This is a genomic window from Anaerotignum lactatifermentans, assembly GCF_014982935.1.
Taxonomy (GTDB): Bacteria; Bacillota; Clostridia; order Lachnospirales; family Anaerotignaceae; genus Anaerotignum; species Anaerotignum lactatifermentans.
The window spans coordinates 1-18304 of record NZ_JADCKK010000052.1 but is presented as its reverse complement, the minus strand read 5'-3'; the positions used below and the strand labels follow the sequence as shown (position 1 = coordinate 18304).

Below are 18304 nucleotides of genomic sequence, written 5' to 3'. Positions count from 1 at the left end.
TGGAAGAAATTCCAGGAAGTAAAAGCACAGACACAGCGTTCCGTATATCAGTGGAACAGAATCGCTGACTTCACAAAATATAAACCCTCTCCTCTGAATGGTTTCGACCTGTTCAACTACATGGCTCGGATTGTTGCAGCTCGTTCTCTGGACTACTCTGAAATCACATTCAAAGCTTTCGCAGACGAACTGGAAGAAAACCTGAAAGCTGGTATCTACGCATTCAAAGGCGCAGAAAAAACACGTATTCAGTGGGAAGGTATCGCTGTATGGCCTCACCTGGGTCACACATTCAAGACTCTGAAAAACATGGGTACAATCATGACAGGTTCCGCTTACCCTGCAATCTGGGATCTGACATATGATGCAAACGATGAATCCCTGCACTCCATGGCAGAAGCTTACACAAGAACATACATCAATACATGCTTGAGCAACAAAGCAGCTGTACTGATGGATATCATGGAACATGGTAAAGTTGACGGTGTTGTTTACCACCTGAACAGAAGCTGTAAGCTGATGAGCTTCCTGAACGTTGAAACAGCTGAAGTAATCAAAGAAAAGAACGGCTTGCCTTATGTAAGCTTTGACGGCGACCAGACAGACCCTCGTGTATACTCTCCTGCACAGTATGAAACTCGTGTTCAGGCTCTGGTTGAAATGATGGAAGCTAACGTAGCAGCAGAATAAGGAGGAGAAAACAATGAGTAAAGTTGAAGCGATCTTATCTCAATTGAAAGACATTGCAGCAAATCCTAAAAAAGCAATGGATGACTATAAAGCAGAAACCGGTAAAGGCGCTGTAGGTATCATGCCTATCTACGCTCCCGAAGAAATGGTTCATGCAACAGGTTACCTGCCTATGGGTATCTGGGGTGCACAGGGCAAAACAATTTCCAAAGCTCGTACATACCTGCCTCCTTTTGCTTGTTCCATTATGCAGCAGGTTATGGAACTGCAGTGCGAAGGTGCTTATGATGACCTGGCAGCTGTACTGTTCTCCGTACCTTGTGACACTCTGAAATGCCTGAGCCAGAAATGGAAAGGCACATCCCCTGTTATCGTATTCACACATCCTCAGAACAGAGGTCTGGAAGCAGCTAACAAATTCCTGGTAAAAGAATACGAACTGGTTAAAGCTCAGCTGGAACACTATCTGGGCGTAACAATCACAAACGCAGCTCTGGAAAGATCCATCGCTATCTACAACGAAAACAGACAGGTTATGCGTGAATTCGTTAAAGTAGCAGCTGACTACCCTCAGGTAATCGACGCTGTTAGCCGTCACGCTGTATTCAAAGCTAGACAGTTCATGCTGAAAGAAAAACACACAGAACTGGTTAAAGAACTGATTGCTGAAGTAAAAGCAATGCCCGTTCAGCCTTGGACAGGTAAAAAAGTTATCGTTGCTGGTATCCTGCTGGAACCCAACGAACTGCTTGACATCTTCAACGAATTCGGTCTGGCTATTGTAGACGACGACCTGGCTCAGGAATCCAGACAGATCCGTGTAGACGTTCTGGATGGCGAAGAAGGTCCTCTGTACAGAATGGCTAAAGCATGGCAGCAGATGTATGGTTGCTCCGTTGCAACAGACACCAAAAAAGGTCGTGGCAAAATGCTGATGAACAAAATGACTCAGACAGGCGCAGACGCAGTTATCATCGCTCAGATGAAATTCTGTGATCCCGAAGAATGGGATTACCCTGTAATGTACAGAGAATTCGAAGAAAGAGGCGTTAAGAACCTGATGATCGAAGTTGACCAGGAAGTTACATCCTTCGAACAGGTTAAAACAAGACTGCAGTCCTTCGTTGAAATGATGTAATTCACATCTATTTCGAACAAAATAAGTAATTTAAACCCTTTGACACTGGGGCAGTGGTCTGCCCCAGTGTCTTAGAATTGTGCAAAAGAGATTTAGGAGGATTTTAACGATGAGAAAAGTTAAAATTATTACTGCTGATGAAGCAGCTAAACTTGTAAAAAATGGTGACACCATTACTACCAGCGGTTTCGTTGCAAGTGCTATTCCTGAAGCACTGAACAAAGCAGTTGAAAAAAGATTCCTGGAAACAGGCGAACCCAACAACCTGACATATGTATACTGCGGCTCTCAGGGTAACAAAGACGGTCGTGGCGCTGAACACTATGCTCATGAAGGCATGCTGAAAAGATATATCGCAGGTCACTGGGCAACAGTTCCCGCTCTGGTAAAAATGGCTCTGGAAAACAAAATGGAAGCTTACAACGTATCTCAGGGTGCTCTGTGCCACCTGTTCAGAGATATCGCTGCTCATAAACCCGGTACTTTCACAAAAGTTGGTCTGGGTACTTTCATCGACCCCAGAAATGGCGGCGGTAAAGTAAACGATATCACAAAAGAAGATATCATCGAACTGGTTAACATCAAAGGTCAGGATTACCTGTTCTACCCTGCATTCCCTATTCATGTAGCTATGATCAGAGGTACATATGCAGACGAAAGCGGTAACATCTCCTTCGAAAAAGAAGTATCTCCTCTGGAAGGTACATCCGTATGCCAGGCTGTTAAAAACAGCGGCGGTATCGTTATCGTTCAGGTAGAAAGAGTTGTGAAAGCTGGTACTCTGGATCCTAGACTGGTTAAAGTTCCTGGTATCTATGTTGACTACGTAGTAGTAGCTGACTCCGCAGATCATCAGCAGACACTGGATTGCGAATACGATCCTACTCTGTCTGGTGAAAAACGTATGCCTGACGTTGCTCCCGAACCCCTGCCTCTGAGCGCTAAGAAGATCATCGGTCGTCGTGGTGCAATGGAACTGGAAAAAGACGTTGCAGTTAACCTGGGCGTAGGTGCTCCTGAATATGTTGCATCTGTTGCTAACGAAGAAGGTATCGGCGACTTCATGACACTGACAGTAGAAGGCGGCGCTGTTGGCGGCGTTCCCGCTGGCGGCATCAGATTCGGTTCTGCTTACAACGCAGACGCTCTGCTGGATCAGGGTTATCAGTTCGACTTCTATGATGGCGGCGGTCTGGATCTGTGCTACCTGGGTCTGGCTGAATGTGACGGTCATGGTAACATCAACGTTTCCAGATTCGGTCCTAGAATCGCTGGTTGCGGCGGCTTCATCAACATCACTCAGAACACACACAAAGTATTCTTCTGCGGTACTTTCACAGCCGGCGGTCTGAAAGTAAAAGTTGAAGATGGTAAAGTAGTTATCGCTCAGGAAGGTAAACAGAAAAAATTCCTGAAAGACGTTGAACAGATCACATTCAACGGCGATATCGCTCTGCAGAACAAACAGGAAGTTATGTACATCACAGAAAGATGTGTATTCCAGCTGAAAGAAGATGGTATGCACCTGACAGAAATCGCTCCTGGTATCGACTTGCAGACACAGATCCTGGATATGATGGATTTCGAACCCATCGTTGACAGAGATGCTAACGGCGAAATCAAACTGATGGATGCAAAACTGTTTGCAGAAGGTTTGATGGGTCTGAAAGAAATGAAAGAAGGCTGCTAATTCCTTTATTTCTGCATAATGGAACACAAGGAGTTCTCGTTTGAGGCTTCTTCATAAGAAAATAATGAAAGCTGAAATCTTTGTAGTACAGGGATTTCAGCTTTCTTCTTTTGTAAAGGGTTTATTGGATCTATTTTCTTATGAAGAAAGCTGCTGCAGCTTCCTTTAAGAAATCATGAAATTGAAACATAATGTTTTCTTAAGGGAAGTCTGCTTTTTGGGTATCTACATAAGAAAACAAAGAAAGCCAAAACCCTTATGATTACAAAGGATTTTGGTTTTCTTATTTTTTGAAGATTTAATTTGTTATGTTTTCTTATGCAGGTAGCCGTCGCAATTCCCCTTAAGAAATCAAGAAAAAGGAAAATCAATGTTTTCTTAAGGGGAAGTTGCTTTAGAGAGTTCCTTTTTTATGGTAAAAAACAGTGTTCTGTGGTATGCTGAAAAGAAAAGAATGATATATATTTTTTATGGATAAAGGAGGACTTGAAATGCAGTTTTCATCCGCTAAGATTAGAAATTTGGAATTAAAAAATCGCTGGATCATGCTGGTTATGCATACAGGCTTTGCTGAAGGCGATGCACTGACAGAACGAGAATATGCCTTCTATGAAGAACGGGCAAAGGGCGGCGCGGCAGCAGTGACTATGGTTTTGGGGGTTAATGATGCTGGTGCGCTGAAAAAGATGTATCATGCAGATACATTAGATGGAAATAGCTTGAAAACATTGGCTGAACGTCTGCATGCGTATGATTGTAAATTGATTGTGCAGTTATTCCATTGCGGTAGAAATGAAAGCAGAAAAAATCATGGAGACAAGCCACTTTTGGCACCATCTCCAGTGGCTTCACCTATTTTTCGTGAAGAACCTCAGGAAATGACAGAAGAAGATTTGTTGCAAACAAAAGCAGACTTTGCAAAAGCGGCAGCTTTTTGTAAAGAAAATGGTGTGGATGCAGTGGAAATTAGTGCTTCTGCTGGATATTTGCTGTCTGAATTCCTGTCACCTATCACCAATTTGCGGACAGACAAATATGGTATGGAAGAAGACAAAGGAATGACATACCCTTTGGAAGTTTTACAGGCAGTAAGAGAATCTGTGGGGGATTACCCGATTTTGATGAAGGTTTCTGGCGCGCAGATGTTAGATGGCGGCTATGAGCTTACAGATACCATCGTTTTTTGCAGAAAAGCAGAACAAGAAGGATTCATTGATGCCATTACTGTAACAGGTGGCTGGCATGAATCTCCTGTGGAACAGATTTCGTTCTATGTATCTAAAGGCGCTTATGCACCTTTGGCAGGTGCTATAAAAAAATATACTTCTGTGCCTGTGATCGCATGTAATCGTATTCAGGATGCGGAAACAGCAGAACGCGTTCTGTCAAAAGGATTGTGTGATTTTGTGGGTTCTGCAAGAGCCTTTTTGGCAGATGCTCATTATGTGGAAAAACTGCAGAAAAAAGAAATGTTTAATCACTGTCAGGCGTGCAACCACTGCATAATGGATGTCTTAAAAGGAAAAGAACTGCATTGCGCATTCTGTCCTGAAGCGGGACATGAATATATGGAGAATCAGCGTCGCAAGATTGCCACTAGAAAAGAAGTACTTGTTATTGGCGGCGGTCCGGCAGGGATGTATGCAGCGAAAAAATCTGCTGAACGTGGTTTTTTGACAACTTTGGTATGTAAAGAAGATCATTTGGGCGGTCAGCTGAATTTGGCAAAACTACCTCCCAGAAAGGAAGAAATCGGTACATTCGTTTCTTATCTGGAACATACGCTGAAGGAATTGGGTGTGAACATCATCCTTGGAAAAGAAGTTGATGTGGACTTTGTGATGGAAAAGAAACCATATTTTACAGTGTTGGCAATGGGAAGCGAACCAATTATTCCCAATTTGGAAGGGTTGGAAACAACCACATATCAGTTGGCACAAAACGTGTTGCGGATGGATGATGAAACATTAAAGAAATATGGTGAAGGGCAGATTGTTATTGTAGGTGGCAGTTCCTTAGGTCTGGAATTGGCAGAGTTCTTGATGAACAAATTGCCAGAGGCAAAAATTAAAATTTTGGAAGCCAACAGTCGTATGGGAGCAGAGCTGGGTGCAATGGCTAGACCTTTGCTCAATGGTTTGAAGCAAGCAGGTGTACAAACTATGTGCGATACAAGGGTGACTTCTTTTGATGGGAAAAAAGTCATGATTTCCATTGGCAATCAGCCGTTTTTTGTCACAGCAGACCATTTGATATTGGCATGTGGTTCTAAATCTGTTTCTAGCAGTGAAATCGCTATGGCTTTGATGGATGAAAGACTTTCTTATGCCGTTGTAGGGGATGCAGACCACGTGGCAGATGTGGATGAAGGGCTGAAAAGTGTCTTCGAGCTGTTCTCTCGTTTTTATCTTGCGTAAGTTAATTTTCTGTTAAATTTGCCTAAAAGTTGTCATACATCAATAAATAATTTAGTCCATTATTGCAAAAAAATACACTGTATGTTATAATGTACATGCTGAAACAAAAACTTTTGTCTTTGTTTAACAGACAATTCAGAAAGGAAGCGTATGAATATGGATTTTATCAGAAGAACTTGGGCAGAAATTGACTTGGATGCGCTGGACTATAATATTAAGAGCATCAAGGCAAAAATGAAAGATGGTCAGAAAGTTATGGGTATTGTCAAAGCGGACTGCTATGGTCATGGCGATGGTTTTATAGCCCGTAAACTGGAAGCAGCAGGTTTTGACTGGTTTGGTGTTTCCAACATCGAAGAAGGTATGAGTCTGCGTACAGAAGGTATTACAAAGCCCATTCTGATTTTAGGATATACTCCTGTAGACTGTGCAAATATTCTTGCAGAACAGAAGATCACACAGGCGCTGATCGGCATGGAATACTGCAAAGCCCTTCAGGAAGCAGCAGCAAAAGCTGGCGTTGTTGTAGATGGTCATATCAAACTGGATACAGGTATGACACGCGTTGGTTTCCAGACAGATGATGAAAATTTTGAAGAATCCCTGAAAGAAATCATTGAAGTGAGCAAAATGCCCAATATCCATATTACAGGTATCTTTACCCATCACGCCGTTGCAGATGCATATCAGGGCGACAATCCTGCATTTACAGACATGCAGTTCCATCGTTTCATGAAAATGACAGACGCACTGAAAGAAGCAGGTGTTGACATTGGTCTGCGTCATTGCGCAAACAGTGCTACCATCATTTCTTATCCTGAAAAACATCTGGATATGTGCCGTTCCGGTATTATTACATACGGTATGCTTCCTTCTGATGAATGCGAAGGCAGAATTGATCTGAAACCTTTGATGACACTGAAAACCACTATCGGTTTGGTAAAACATGTTCCTGCAGGTTCTCAGCTGTCTTACGGCAGAACATATACCGCGGAAACAGACAGAATCATCGCAACAGTACCCATCGGTTATGCGGATGGTTATAATAGAAACCTGTCTAACGATGCAAGAATGCTGGTAAACGGCAAATTTGCTCCCGTTGTTGGCAGAATCTGCATGGACCAGTGCATGCTGGATGTAACAGACATTCCTGGCGTAAAAATGGGTGACGAAGTTGTTGTATTTGGTAAACAGGGCGACGAAGTCCTGCCCATCGAAGAACTGGCAAATAAACTGCATACCATCAACTATGAATTAACTTGTGTTATCACAAAGAGAGTACCTCGTGTATATCTGGAAGGTGGCAAGATTGTTGGTATCGTAGACCATGTTCTGCATCGTTATAAATAATTGATTACATAATAGAAAAGCCTGAAATTCTGATTTAAGAATTTCAGGCTTTTTTTATTGAATACTTTTTTGTTCTTTGATTTTGGGTTTTGGCTGAACGGAAAGAAGGAATACAGTTGCAATGATGCAAGCAATGCCAATGTAATCAATGGATTCCAAGTGGGTGTGAAGCCAAAGGACTGATGCAGCTGTAGAGCATAATGGTTCTACAGAAGCCAGCAAACTGGATTTCGTGGGACCAATATATTTTACCCCGTAAAGGAATGTTAAATAGGGCAACATGGCACCAAAGAATATCACAAAAAGGATACATCCAATAGAAACGAAGTTGAAAGTCCCTTCTAAGTGCCAGAATGGTGCAACAAAATTGGTACAGATGCCACCGATCAACATACCCCAAGCAATGAGCAGTATGGTGTCATACTTCTGTAGAAGATTTTTGGGAAAGACTGTGTAAAAAGCCAGAGCAACGGCAGAAAGCAGTCCCCAAAATAAAGCCAGTGGTGAAATAGATAAACTTTTTACATTTCCATGGGTTGCCAGTAAGAATGTTCCCAGCAGTGCGCAGAGCACAGCGGCAAATTCAAAAAAAGACGGCATTTTATGGTATCGTATGGAAACATAAATGACAATCATAATAGGCGCTAAATATTGCAGAACGGTAGCCGTAGCAGCATTGGAATGCCCGATGGCAAGAAAATAACCGTACTGCATGAACAACATCCCAATTAAGCTGAACAACAACATATCTTTCGCATCTTTTTTATTTTTCCAAATATCAAAAATTTCTTTTCCTCTGCGCCAATAGATATATATTAGAAGTAAAATACCTGCTGCCAGCATACGATTGGAGGCGAGCCACTTGGATGAAATCCCCATTTGCTGAAAAAGGAATTGCCCTACGGTGCCGGTAAAGCCCCATAGACAGGCGCTGAATATACAAAGAAGAGCTCCTCGTGTGCCTCTATTATTTAACATAAGAAAAATAACTCCCTCGCTTTTGTAAAATATTTTACATAGGACAAAAATCTGTTTTTTTCTATAAAATTTTAGAAAATAGATTTTCTATTAAATGATGATTGCTCTGTGTTTTAACGTTAAGTCTCAGAAAAGATTATATGTAGATTTTACAGGACAGTTTTGCAAAACTCTCCCATAAAAACCTTGATTTGCTGCTTTATGCTACCATATCGTGGTAACAAAGTCAACTTTTCACAGGAATAAAGCTCGCTATTTAACATAGATTTAACATAAACAAGATATTTGATTTAACGTAAAAACAGTATTATGAATTTGCAAAACAAGGAAAGAAGAAATAAAAGGAGAGAAAAATATTATGAAGAAATTTTTAGCACTTGGTTTGGCAATGATGATGTCTGTTGCAGCACTGACAGGCTGCGGCGGCGGTAGTGAAGAAGCAGCAGAAGGCGGCGATACAGCTGCAACAAGCGGTGCCATCTCTGTAGTTTCCAGAGAAGACGGTTCCGGTACAAGAGGTGCTTTTATCGAACTGTTCGGCATTGAAGAAAAAAATGATGCAGGCGAAAAAGTTGATATGACAACAGAAATGGCAGAAATCACAAACAGCACCGCTGTTATGATGACAACTGTTGCAGGCAACCCCAACGCAATCGGTTACATCTCTCTGGGTTCTTTGGATGACAGCGTAAAAGCACTGAAAATTGATGGCGCTGAAGCAACAGCAGAAAACATCAAAAATGGTACTTATAAAGTAGCTCGTCCTTTCAACATCGCAACAAAAGAAGATGTTTCTGAAGTAGCTAGCGACTTTATCGCATTCATCATGAGCGACGAAGGTCAGGCAGTAGTTGAAGAAAACGGCTACATTAGCCAGGGCAGCACAGGCGCTTACACAGCATCTAACATGAGCGGCAAAATTGTTGTTGCAGGTTCTTCTTCCATCACACCCGTTATGGAAAAACTGAAAGAAGCATACATCGCTCTGAACCCCAATGTAACAATCGAAGTACAGCAGAACGACTCCACAACAGGTATGACTTCCGTAGCAGAAGGCACATGTGACATCGGTATGGCTTCCAGAGAACTGAAAGACAGCGAACTGGCAAATGGTCTGCAGCCTACAGTAATCGCAATGGATGGTATTGCAGTCATCGTAAACCAGGAAAACACAGTAAGCGATATGACAAGCGATACAGTAAAAGCAATCTTCACAGGTGCAACAACAGATTGGTCTGAAGTTGCTTAATCAACAGAAGAAAAAGTGAAAAGAGAAGGAATGTGTTATGCCGAAAGAGAATCCTTTCGGCATAACTTTTGAAAAGAGAAAGGAGAGGAAAGATACCAATGAAAGAAGGCGTAATGAAAATTGTTTTCCTGTTGGCAGCGTGTGTGTCCATTCTGGCAGTCGCACTGATCTGTATCTTCCTGTTTGCCAATGGTGTGCCTGCAATTCATAAAATCGGTATAACGGAGTTCCTGTTTGGTCAAACATGGAAACCCTCCAATAATATTTATGGAGTTTTCCCCATGATCATCGGCAGTATTTATGTGACAGCCGGAGCGGTTATCATCGGTGTTCCTATGGGGATTCTGTGTGCTATTTTTCTTGCAAGATTCTGTCCTGAAAAATTATATAAAATTGTAAAACCGGCGGTTTCTCTGCTTGCAGGGATTCCTTCCATCGTATATGGTTTCTTTGGTCTGGTTGTAATCGTACCTATCATGCAGGATTTGACAGGTACAAATGGGAAAGGTATCTTAACTGCTTCCATTTTGCTGGGCATTATGATCCTGCCCACAGTTATCGGTGTTTCCGAATCCGCTATTCGTGCGGTGCCGAATTCTTACTACGAAGGTTCTCTGGCACTGGGTGCAACCCATGAAAGAAGCGTATTCTTCGCAGTGCTGCCTGCAGCAAAGCAGGGGATTTTGGCAGGTGTTATCTTAGGTGTTGGTCGTGCCATTGGGGAAACCATGGCGGTTATCATGGTTGCCGGCAACAACGCGGTAATGCCAAAGAGCATCTTCAGCGGCGTACGTACATTAACAGCAAACATCGTTATGGAAATGGGTTACGCAACAGACCTGCATCGAGAGGCGCTGCTGGGTACCGGCGTAGTCCTGTTTGTATTCATTTTGATTATTAACTTGTCCTTCTCCGCATTGAAAAGGAGGAATCATTGATGGAAGCTATTAATAAAGAATCAACATTACAGCGATTGAAAAGCTATCGCAAACATCCGCTTTCCGCAATCCTGTTTTTACTGGTTGTGATTTCAGCGGTGATTACATTAACCGTATTGATTGCACTGATTGCTTATATTCTGATTAAGGGGATTCCCAATCTGAGCCCTGAACTTTTTGAATGGGAATATACCACTGAGAACGTTTCCATGATGCCGGCAATCATCAATACACTGATCATTACAGCATTGTCTTTGCTGTTTGCACTGCCAGTTGGTATTTGCTCTGCTATTTATCTGGTAGAATATGCAAAACGTGGGAATAAGCTGGTTTCTATTGTGCGTATCACCACAGAAACATTGTCCGGTATTCCTTCCATTGTATATGGTTTGTTTGGTTATCTGTTCTTCAATATCTTCCTGGGATGGAGTTATACCATTCTGGGTGGTGCACTGACACTGGCAATCATGATTTTGCCTCTGATCATGCGTACAACAGAAGAAGCTCTTATTGCGGTACCTGACTTGTATCGTGAAGGCAGTTTCGGTCTGGGTGCCGGCAAACTGCGTACCGTATTCCGTATTGTACTTCCTTCTGCGGTTCCCGGGATTCTGGCAGGTGTCATCCTGGCAGTCGGCAGAATCGTCGGCGAAACAGCAGCGCTGCTGTATCCCGCAGGTACAGCCACAACGGTTGCGGATGGTCTCATGTCCTCCGGTCGTACGTTGGCAGTTCATATGTACGCACTGCTGAATGAAGGTCTGTATATGGATCAGGCTTATGCAACAGCGGTTGTACTGCTTGTAGTTGTTATCGGTATCAATGCATTGTCTGGATTGATTGCGAAAAAGGTAGGAGTGAAAGATTGAGTATGAATAAATTTGAAATTTCCAATCTGGATTTGTTTTATGGCGACTTCAAAGCCTTGAAAAACATCAATTTGAATATTACAGAAGGGGATATCACAGCATTTATCGGGCCTTCCGGCTGCGGTAAATCCACACTGCTGAAATCCCTGAACAGAATGAATGACCTGGTAGAAGGCTGCCGCATCACAGGGAAAGTCCTGCTGGATGGGGAGGATATTTATGGCAGTATGGATTTGAACCACCTGCGCAAACGGGTAGGTATGGTTTTCCAGAAACCCAATCCCTTCCCTATGAGTATTTATGATAATGTTGCTTATGGTCCCAGAACCCATGGCATTCGTTCCAAAGTGAAACTGGATGAAATTGTAGAAAAAGCACTGCGTGATGCAGCCATTTGGGATGAAGTAAAAGATCGTCTGAAGAAAAATGCGCTGGGCATGAGTGGTGGTCAGCAGCAGCGTCTTTGCATCGCAAGAGCTTTGGCTGTTCAGCCGGAAGTTTTGCTCATGGACGAGCCTACATCCGCTCTTGACCCCATTTCCACTTCCCGTATTGAAGAACTTGCGGTGGAATTGAAAAAAGAGTACACTATCATTATGGTAACACATAATATGCAGCAGGCTGCCCGTATTTCTGATAAAACGGCGTTTTTCCTGCTGGGTGAAGTGGTTGAGTATGGAGATACAGAACAGATCTTCTCCATGCCTAAGGACAAACGTACTGAAGACTATATTACGGGGAGGTTTGGTTGATATGCGTACAAGATTTGATGAACAGCTGGAACAGCTGCATGTAGAACTAATTACCATGGGTGCTTTGTGTGAGGAAGCCATTACGTTGGCATTGAAATCCCTTTTTGATCGGGATCGCAGTTTGGTACCTGTTGTGTTGGAAAAAGACGGTGAAATTGACCGGAAAGAAAGAGATATTGAAGCACTGTGTATGCGTCTGCTGCTGCAGCAGCAGCCCGTTGCAAGAGATTTGAGAACAATCTCTTCTGCACTGAAAATGATTTCTGATATGGAAAGAATTGGCGACCAGGCAGCAGATATTGTGGAACTGACAGATCAGATGCATGATAAACAGCTGGAAATGTCCAGTTCTCTGCATATTCGTTCTATGTCTGAAGAAGCAGTGAAAATGGTTATACAGAGCGTAGACTCTTTTGTAAAAGCAGATTTGGAACTGGCACACAGTGTCATTGCTTATGATGACGTTGTGGATAACCTGTTTTCCAAAATTCGCGGAGAAATCATTGAACAGATTGCGACAGACGGAACAAATGGCGAAGTGTATATCGATCTGCTCATGATTGCAAAATATCTGGAAAGAGTTGCAGACCATGCTACCAATATTGCAGAATGGGTAGAATATTCCATCACAGGCATCCATGGAGAAATGGATGGTGAATAAATATGATTACATTTGAGGATATCAAAAATAATGCGGATATCCGCACTTATATTCAGTGCGCGGACGAATCTCTGGCAGCACTGGGATTTACAGAACATTCCTTTGCCCATGTGACAAGAGTTGCAGAAACGGCAAAATATATTCTGGAAACACTTGGCTATTCAGAACACGAAGTGGAATTGGCAAGAATTGCTGGATTCATGCACGACATCGGCAATGTGGTCAATCGTGTAGACCATTCTCAAAGCGGTGCCGTTATGGCATTCCGTATTCTGGATAAACTGGGTATGCCCGCAGAAGATATTGCAACAGTGGTAACAGCCATTGGGAACCATGATGAAGGTCATGGTGTGCCTGTCAATGCCATTGCCGCAGCGTTGATTCTGGCAGATAAATCAGATGTACGCAGAACCCGTGTACGTAATCAGGAAAAAACCACCTTTGATATCCATGACAGAGTCAATTATTCCGTAGAAAAATCTGTCTTGAAGATCAATGAAGCCCATACACTCATTAAACTGAAATTGACGGTTGATACCCATTACAGTTCTGTCATGGACTACTTTGAAATTTTTCTGGAACGTATGACACTGTGCAGAAAAGCAGCAAAAAAATTGGGATTGAAGTTTCAATTGATGATTAATGAAAATTCTCTGATGTAAGGAGTGAGGCTGTAGATGATTTATCTGGTTGAAGATGATAACAGCATTCGGGAACTGGTAGCATATACATTCAATACAGCAGGGCTGGAAGCGGAAGGATTTGATAAACCTTCTTTGTTTTGGGAAGCGTTGGAAAAACGGAAACCAGATTTGGTTCTGTTAGATATTATGCTGCCGGAAGAAGATGGCATACAGATTTTGCAGAAACTGCGACAAAGACAAGATACAAAAAAACTCCCTGTCATTATGCTGACGGCAAAAGGCAGCGAGTATGATAAAGTTATGGGGCTGGAAAGTGGTGCAGACGATTATGTATCCAAACCCTTTGGCATGATGGAATTACTGGCAAGGGTGAAAGCACTGCTGCGCAGAACAGAAGATTTGCGTCCTGCTCAAGAAAATAGATACGTCATTGGCGATTTGACGGTAAATCAGAAACGCCATGAAGTGTTGGTAAAAGGAGAAGCTGTTACACTAACCAAAAAAGAATTTGATATGCTTTGTTATCTGTTGGAAAACAAGGGCATGGTTTTAACAAGAGATCAACTTCTCAATCAAATCTGGGGATATGATTTCGATGGGGAAAACCGAACCGTGGATGTGCACATTCGGACACTGCGGCAGAAATTAGGCGATTGCGGTACATACATTGAAACCATACGAGGTATTGGGTATAAGATTGGAGGCAATCCATGACAAAGAGAATTTTTCGTGCGATATTCAATGTATCGCTGTTGATTTTGATCGCATCCACTTTTATTCTGGTTGCATTTGTAGGGGATTATAATAGTGACCGGACAAAAGAAGCGATGCACGCAGATGCTGTCTATATTGCAAAAGCCATGGAAACGGAAGGTATTTCGTATCTGGAGCAGTTGCCGAAACAAAACCAGAGAATCACATGGATTGATACCGACGGCACTGTACTGTATGATTCCTATGTGGATGTTTCTCAGATGGAAAATCATGGGGAACGTGAGGAAGTCGTTGAGGCTTTGAACACAGGCAGAGGTGAGAGCACACGTCACTCCACCACATTGGCAGAAAAAACAGAAAACTACGCAATTAAACTGAGTGATGGCACCATTTTACGTTTGTCTGTTACCGGTTTGAGTGCACTGAGTATTTTCCTTTCTATGACACAGCTGTTGGCTTTGGTACTTGTAATCGCATTGATTTTGGCAGGTTTCCTGGCAAGCAAAACATCCAAGAGCATTGTGAAACCTTTGGAAAATGTAGATTTGGAACATCCCGAACAGGCGGAAATTTATGACGAAATGGCACCATTCCTGCGCCGTATTGCTGTACAGAATAAACTCATCAACAAACAGATGCAGGATCGTCAGCGCAGACAGCGTGAGTTTGAAACCATTACAGAAAATATGCAGGAAGGTCTGTTGGTTTTGGATGCCAGAGGAGAAGTCCTTTCCTGCAATAAAGGCGCAAGACGTTTGCTTGGTGTAGATCGTGTGCCAGAAAAAGAAAACGTGTTTGCCTTAAATCGTACAGAGGGTTTCAGACGCTGCATTACAGCTGCATTGGCAGGCAGTCACGAAGAAGTGACCATGGAAAGCGATGGCAGAAGTTATCAGCTGCTGGCAAACCCTGTCACAGAAGATGGTCTGGTAGCAGGTGTGGTTCTGCTGCTCTTTGATAACACGGAAAAGGCTGATCGTGAAAAACTGCGCCGTGAATTTACAGCAAATGTTTCTCATGAATTGAAAACACCGTTGACCAGCATTTCTGGTTTTGCGGAAATCATGAAAAACGGCATGGTGAAAGCGGAGGATGTACCTCGCTTTGCAAATAACATTTATGAGGAAGCACAGAGATTGATTTCCATGGTACAGGATATCATCCAGCTTTCCAGATTGGATGAAGCCCAGGAAAATGTGGAAAAAACAGATGTGGATGTGGCGTTGATTGCAGAAACTGTGGCAAAACGTCTGGAAACACAGGCAGCCCAGAAAAAAATCAAATTCCATCTGGAAACAGAAACAGCTGTTTTGTCCGGTGTGCCTCATGTACTGGAAGAAATGATCTATAATCTGTGTGACAATGCAATCCGTTATAACAAAGATAATGGTTCTGTTACACTGAAAGTGGAAAAACATCCCGATGATATTACCGTAACGGTTGCAGATACAGGAATTGGTATTCCTTATGGCGAACAGGAAAGAGTATTTGAACGTTTCTATCGTGTGAGCCGCAGCCGCAGCAAAGATGTCGATGGCACAGGATTAGGATTATCCATTGTGAAACATGGAGCAATGCTGCACAATGCTACCATTTCTATGGATAGTGAACCTGGTAAAGGTACAGAAATCAGACTGATTTTTTCTCTTGCAGAAAAGTAATGTCTGAGCAATATAGCATTTAAAGAAAAAAGCACGAAATCATTCATGGGTAGAAGGGTTTCGTGCTATTTGATATGATTATAAATGCCTGACAAAGAATGAAAATACAGAAAAAAGTTTTATGAGAAATGTGAAAACACCAATCCAGTATCATTTAGAAAAAGGATTGGTGTTTTTATTTTGTTTTAATTCATGGAGGCTGCGCCTTTTTTGGACAGCAATCAGACCAGTGCGTGCAATTTCTACAATGCCAAAAGGTCGGAGCATTTCCAGAAACAAATTGATTTGCTGTGGAAGATCAGCCAATTCTACAGTCAATGTTGCTGCAGAAACATCATCGATTTTTGCGTGCATAATATCGCAAAGATCTTTGATGTCACGGCGTGTGGAAGGAGTAGCGGAAACCTTTACCAGAATCAGTTCTCTGCCAGTCATTTCCACATTGTCCAGACGTTTGATCTTCAAGACACAGATCAGTTTATTCAACTGTTTTTCCAGCTGATCCACGGCGTTATGACCAATGTCAATGATCATGGTAATACGGGAGACACTTTCATCTTCCGTCACACTAACAGCTAGACTTTCGATATTGAAACCTCTCCTGGAAAAAAGACCGGTGATTTTATTCAATACACCTGGTTGATTTTCAACCAATACGGATATAACCTGTTTCATTGGAATCCCTCCTTACATATTGACTTTGGAATTTTCCGCTTCTGATACAACACATTCCAGCAGATAAGGACCATCATAAGCCAGCATTTCTGCAATGGCATCTGCCATATCTGCATCCTGACTGATACGGCGGCTCTTTACGCCAAAGGCATCTGCCAATTTGCCAAAATCAGGTGTATCCGGCAGAGCAACGGCAAACTTATGACGCTTTGCGATACGCTGCAATTCGCATACCATGCCTAAGGTACGGTTGTTCAGCAAAACGATTTTTACATCACAGCCTTGCTCTACCATAGTGGATAATTCATTATTGGTCATCTGAAAAGCACCGTCACCGCATACGACAATGGTTTGTTTTTCTGGTGCAGCGATTTTTACCCCAATAGCAGCAGGCAAAGCATGTCCATGGTACCCAAACCGCCTGTAGTCAGGAAACGCCCCTGACGCATAGACAGATATTTTGCTGCCCAGATTTGATTCTGACCTACATCGGCAACAACACAAGCGTCTGCAGTGATTTGCTTTCCGATTTCTGCCATGAGACGCTTGGGCTGAATGGTATCAGGACGAGGATCTGGCATTGTTGCTTTTTCCGCTGCTGCTTCCTGCTGCAAATATTCTGACCAATGTGAACAGTTGGAAATAGGGTGTTCTGCCAGCAGGCTTTCCAGCACTGCCCGCAGATCACCTACCAGAGGAACAGTAGGGTTTACATTTTTGCCGATTTCTGCAGGGTCGATGTCAATATGAATGGTTTTGGATTGGCTGCTGATCTTTTCCGGAGCCGTAATGGCACGGTCGCCTACACGAGCACCAACCAAAATCAACAAGTCTGTTTGAGAAAGTGCCATATTGGCTGTTTTATGTCCGAAGGAGCCAATCATTCCGATATTCAGTGGATGAGAGGTAGGCAGGACTCCTAAGCCCATCATGGTGGTTACCATGGGGATTTTGGTTTCTTCACAAAGTTGCCGTACTTGTTCTTGTGCTTTAGCGCAAAAGGCACCTCCGCCGACGCAGATCAAAGGGCGTTCTGCAGCGGCAATGGCTCCAACCACTTTTTTCAGCTGTTTTAAGTTGCCGTTGATAGTGGGTTTATAACCTCGAATATTTACTTCTTCAGGATATGAGAAATCAATTTCTGCTTCCTGCATATCGATGGGGACGTCGATGAGGACAGGACCGGGACGCCCAGTAGTCGCGATATGGAAGGCTTCCTTGAAAATGCGGGGAATGTCTTCCGCTTTTTTTATGAGATAAGTGTGCTTGATGAAAGAGGAAACTGCGCCTGTGATATCTACTTCCTGAAAAATATCCCGCCCCAGCAGATAACTTTGTACCTGACCGGTGATGGCAACGAGAGGGATACTGTCCATGTAAGCGGTGGCGATGCCGGTGATCAAATTGGTGGCTCCCGGACCAGATGTTACGACGCAGACACCAGCTTTGCCAGTGATGCGGGCATAGCCCGATGCCATATGGGCAGCGCTGTGTTCCTGCCGCACAAGAATATGCTGAATAGATTCACTGTGATATAATGCTTCGTAAAAAGGACATATAGTGGCACCTGGATAGCCAAAAATGTGGCTTACATCTTCTTCCTCCAGACAACGTACCATACTTTGTGCACCAGTCATGTTCATATAAAAATCGCCTCCATTTTTCTTTTGTAAGTAAATAAGACAGCGGACTTTAACAGCCCGCTGTCTTTGCTTGGTGAATCCAATAAAAACCCCCGGCTATGCCGGGGCAATCAGTGAGCTTCAGCTTCAAGCAAAAACCTCCTATGCTATAATTATCTTGAGTCCGCCAAGACACAAGAAAGCATAGGAGGTTTTTATATGAATAGTTTAGCACATACGAGTTGGGAATGTAAAT

At 42.9% G+C, this 18304-nt stretch carries 17 protein-coding genes; 13 read left to right on the top strand and 4 right to left on the bottom strand.

Going from position 1 to position 18304, the window contains the following annotated elements:
• The 5 genes from INF29_RS11275 to alr all read left to right on the top strand — a co-directional run.
• Nucleotides 1-690: 2-hydroxyacyl-CoA dehydratase subunit D (locus INF29_RS11275; RefSeq protein ID WP_193486638.1), on the top strand; the 690-nt coding region annotated here is incomplete at its 5' end.
• A 13-nt stretch (nucleotides 691-703) separates the two neighbouring features.
• On the top strand, nucleotides 704-1828 hold the full coding sequence (locus tag INF29_RS11270; RefSeq protein ID WP_072853415.1) for a 2-hydroxyacyl-CoA dehydratase subunit D: 1125 nt from the start codon (nucleotides 704-706) through the stop codon (nucleotides 1826-1828).
• Between the two features lie 109 nt (nucleotides 1829-1937).
• Entirely contained in the window at nucleotides 1938-3518 is a 1581-nt protein-coding gene (locus tag INF29_RS11265; RefSeq protein WP_072853413.1) for an acyl CoA:acetate/3-ketoacid CoA transferase, read from the top strand.
• 491 nt (nucleotides 3519-4009) lie between these two features.
• Complete coding sequence (locus tag INF29_RS11260) at nucleotides 4010-5935, top strand: oxidoreductase (protein WP_193486636.1); 1926 nt, start codon at nucleotides 4010-4012, stop codon at nucleotides 5933-5935.
• Nucleotides 5936-6091: 156 nt separating this feature from the next.
• Nucleotides 6092-7285, top strand: a complete 1194-nt coding sequence (gene alr / locus INF29_RS11255; protein ID WP_242970026.1) for an alanine racemase — start codon at nucleotides 6092-6094, stop codon at nucleotides 7283-7285.
• A gap of 54 nt (nucleotides 7286-7339) precedes the next feature.
• Here alr and INF29_RS11250 read toward each other — a convergent pair whose 3' ends face one another.
• Nucleotides 7340-8263, bottom strand: a complete 924-nt coding sequence (locus INF29_RS11250) for a DMT family transporter (protein WP_193486632.1) — start codon at nucleotides 8261-8263, stop codon at nucleotides 7340-7342.
• A 358-nt stretch (nucleotides 8264-8621) separates the two neighbouring features.
• Here INF29_RS11250 and INF29_RS11245 point away from each other — a divergent pair, with 358 nt between their 5' ends.
• From INF29_RS11245 to INF29_RS11210, 8 genes are all read left to right on the top strand, one after another.
• Nucleotides 8622-9512 carry a substrate-binding domain-containing protein gene (locus tag INF29_RS11245; protein WP_193486630.1) on the top strand — a complete coding sequence of 297 codons (891 nt, stop codon included), beginning with the start codon at nucleotides 8622-8624 and terminating at the stop codon, nucleotides 9510-9512.
• A 98-nt stretch (nucleotides 9513-9610) separates the two neighbouring features.
• Nucleotides 9611-10450 carry a phosphate ABC transporter permease subunit PstC gene (gene pstC / locus INF29_RS11240; protein ID WP_193486628.1) on the top strand — a complete coding sequence of 280 codons (840 nt, stop codon included), beginning with the start codon at nucleotides 9611-9613 and terminating at the stop codon, nucleotides 10448-10450.
• Entirely contained in the window at nucleotides 10450-11319 is an 870-nt protein-coding gene (pstA, locus tag INF29_RS11235; protein WP_072853506.1) for a phosphate ABC transporter permease PstA, read from the top strand. The genes pstC and pstA overlap by 1 nt, the downstream gene beginning before the upstream one ends.
• A gap of 2 nt (nucleotides 11320-11321) precedes the next feature.
• Nucleotides 11322-12071, top strand: a complete 750-nt coding sequence (gene pstB, locus INF29_RS11230; protein ID WP_054329778.1) for a phosphate ABC transporter ATP-binding protein PstB — start codon at nucleotides 11322-11324, stop codon at nucleotides 12069-12071.
• A gap of 1 nt (nucleotide 12072) precedes the next feature.
• The gene (phoU, locus tag INF29_RS11225; RefSeq protein ID WP_072853504.1) at nucleotides 12073-12732 is read left to right on the top strand and encodes a phosphate signaling complex protein PhoU; all 660 of its coding nucleotides are present in this window, start codon (nucleotides 12073-12075) and stop codon (nucleotides 12730-12732) included.
• A gap of 2 nt (nucleotides 12733-12734) precedes the next feature.
• Nucleotides 12735-13394 (top strand): HD domain-containing protein, encoded by a 660-nt coding sequence (locus INF29_RS11220; protein WP_072853502.1) that lies wholly within the window; start codon nucleotides 12735-12737, stop codon nucleotides 13392-13394.
• A gap of 15 nt (nucleotides 13395-13409) precedes the next feature.
• On the top strand, nucleotides 13410-14090 hold the full coding sequence (locus INF29_RS11215; protein WP_072853500.1) for a response regulator transcription factor: 681 nt from the start codon (nucleotides 13410-13412) through the stop codon (nucleotides 14088-14090).
• Complete coding sequence (locus tag INF29_RS11210) at nucleotides 14087-15751, top strand: ATP-binding protein (protein ID WP_193486626.1); 1665 nt, start codon at nucleotides 14087-14089, stop codon at nucleotides 15749-15751. Before INF29_RS11215 ends, INF29_RS11210 begins: the two co-directional genes overlap by 4 nt.
• Before the next feature lie 150 nt (nucleotides 15752-15901).
• Here the strand turns inward: INF29_RS11210 and ilvN are convergent, their stop codons facing one another.
• The 3 genes from ilvN to INF29_RS11200 are packed head-to-tail and all read right to left on the bottom strand — an operon-like array spanning nucleotide 15902 to nucleotide 18069.
• Entirely contained in the window at nucleotides 15902-16426 is a 525-nt protein-coding gene (ilvN, locus tag INF29_RS11205) for an acetolactate synthase small subunit (RefSeq protein ID WP_193486624.1), read from the bottom strand.
• A gap of 12 nt (nucleotides 16427-16438) precedes the next feature.
• Complete coding sequence (locus tag INF29_RS15110) at nucleotides 16439-16822, bottom strand: thiamine pyrophosphate-dependent enzyme (RefSeq protein WP_330607313.1); 384 nt, start codon at nucleotides 16820-16822, stop codon at nucleotides 16439-16441.
• Nucleotides 16801-18069 (bottom strand): thiamine pyrophosphate-binding protein, encoded by a 1269-nt coding sequence (locus INF29_RS11200; RefSeq protein WP_330608325.1) that lies wholly within the window; start codon nucleotides 18067-18069, stop codon nucleotides 16801-16803. Before INF29_RS11200 ends, INF29_RS15110 begins: the two co-directional genes overlap by 22 nt.
• Nucleotides 18070-18304: the final 235 nt, after the last annotated feature.

Bases quoted from the DNA above. Each gene is read 5' to 3' on its own strand.
- pstA (WP_072853506.1), top strand. From the start codon at position 10,450: ATGGAAGCTATTAATAAAGAATCAACATTACAGCGATTGAAAAGCTAT.
- INF29_RS11250 (WP_193486632.1), bottom strand. From the start codon at position 8,263: ATGTTAAATAATAGAGGCACACGAGGAGCTCTTCTTTGTATATTCAGC.
- INF29_RS11210 (WP_193486626.1), top strand. From the start codon at position 14,087: ATGACAAAGAGAATTTTTCGTGCGATATTCAATGTATCGCTGTTGATT.
- INF29_RS11220 (WP_072853502.1), top strand. From the start codon at position 12,735: ATGATTACATTTGAGGATATCAAAAATAATGCGGATATCCGCACTTAT.
- INF29_RS11200 (WP_330608325.1), bottom strand. From the start codon at position 18,069: ATGAACATGACTGGTGCACAAAGTATGGTACGTTGTCTGGAGGAAGAA.
- pstC (WP_193486628.1), top strand. From the start codon at position 9,611: ATGAAAGAAGGCGTAATGAAAATTGTTTTCCTGTTGGCAGCGTGTGTG.
- pstB (WP_054329778.1), top strand. From the start codon at position 11,322: ATGAATAAATTTGAAATTTCCAATCTGGATTTGTTTTATGGCGACTTC.
- ilvN (WP_193486624.1), bottom strand. From the start codon at position 16,426: ATGAAACAGGTTATATCCGTATTGGTTGAAAATCAACCAGGTGTATTG.
- alr (WP_242970026.1), top strand. From the start codon at position 6,092: ATGGATTTTATCAGAAGAACTTGGGCAGAAATTGACTTGGATGCGCTG.
- phoU (WP_072853504.1), top strand. From the start codon at position 12,073: ATGCGTACAAGATTTGATGAACAGCTGGAACAGCTGCATGTAGAACTA.
- INF29_RS11215 (WP_072853500.1), top strand. From the start codon at position 13,410: ATGATTTATCTGGTTGAAGATGATAACAGCATTCGGGAACTGGTAGCA.
- INF29_RS11260 (WP_193486636.1), top strand. From the start codon at position 4,010: ATGCAGTTTTCATCCGCTAAGATTAGAAATTTGGAATTAAAAAATCGC.
- INF29_RS11245 (WP_193486630.1), top strand. From the start codon at position 8,622: ATGAAGAAATTTTTAGCACTTGGTTTGGCAATGATGATGTCTGTTGCA.
- INF29_RS11270 (WP_072853415.1), top strand. From the start codon at position 704: ATGAGTAAAGTTGAAGCGATCTTATCTCAATTGAAAGACATTGCAGCA.
- INF29_RS11265 (WP_072853413.1), top strand. From the start codon at position 1,938: ATGAGAAAAGTTAAAATTATTACTGCTGATGAAGCAGCTAAACTTGTA.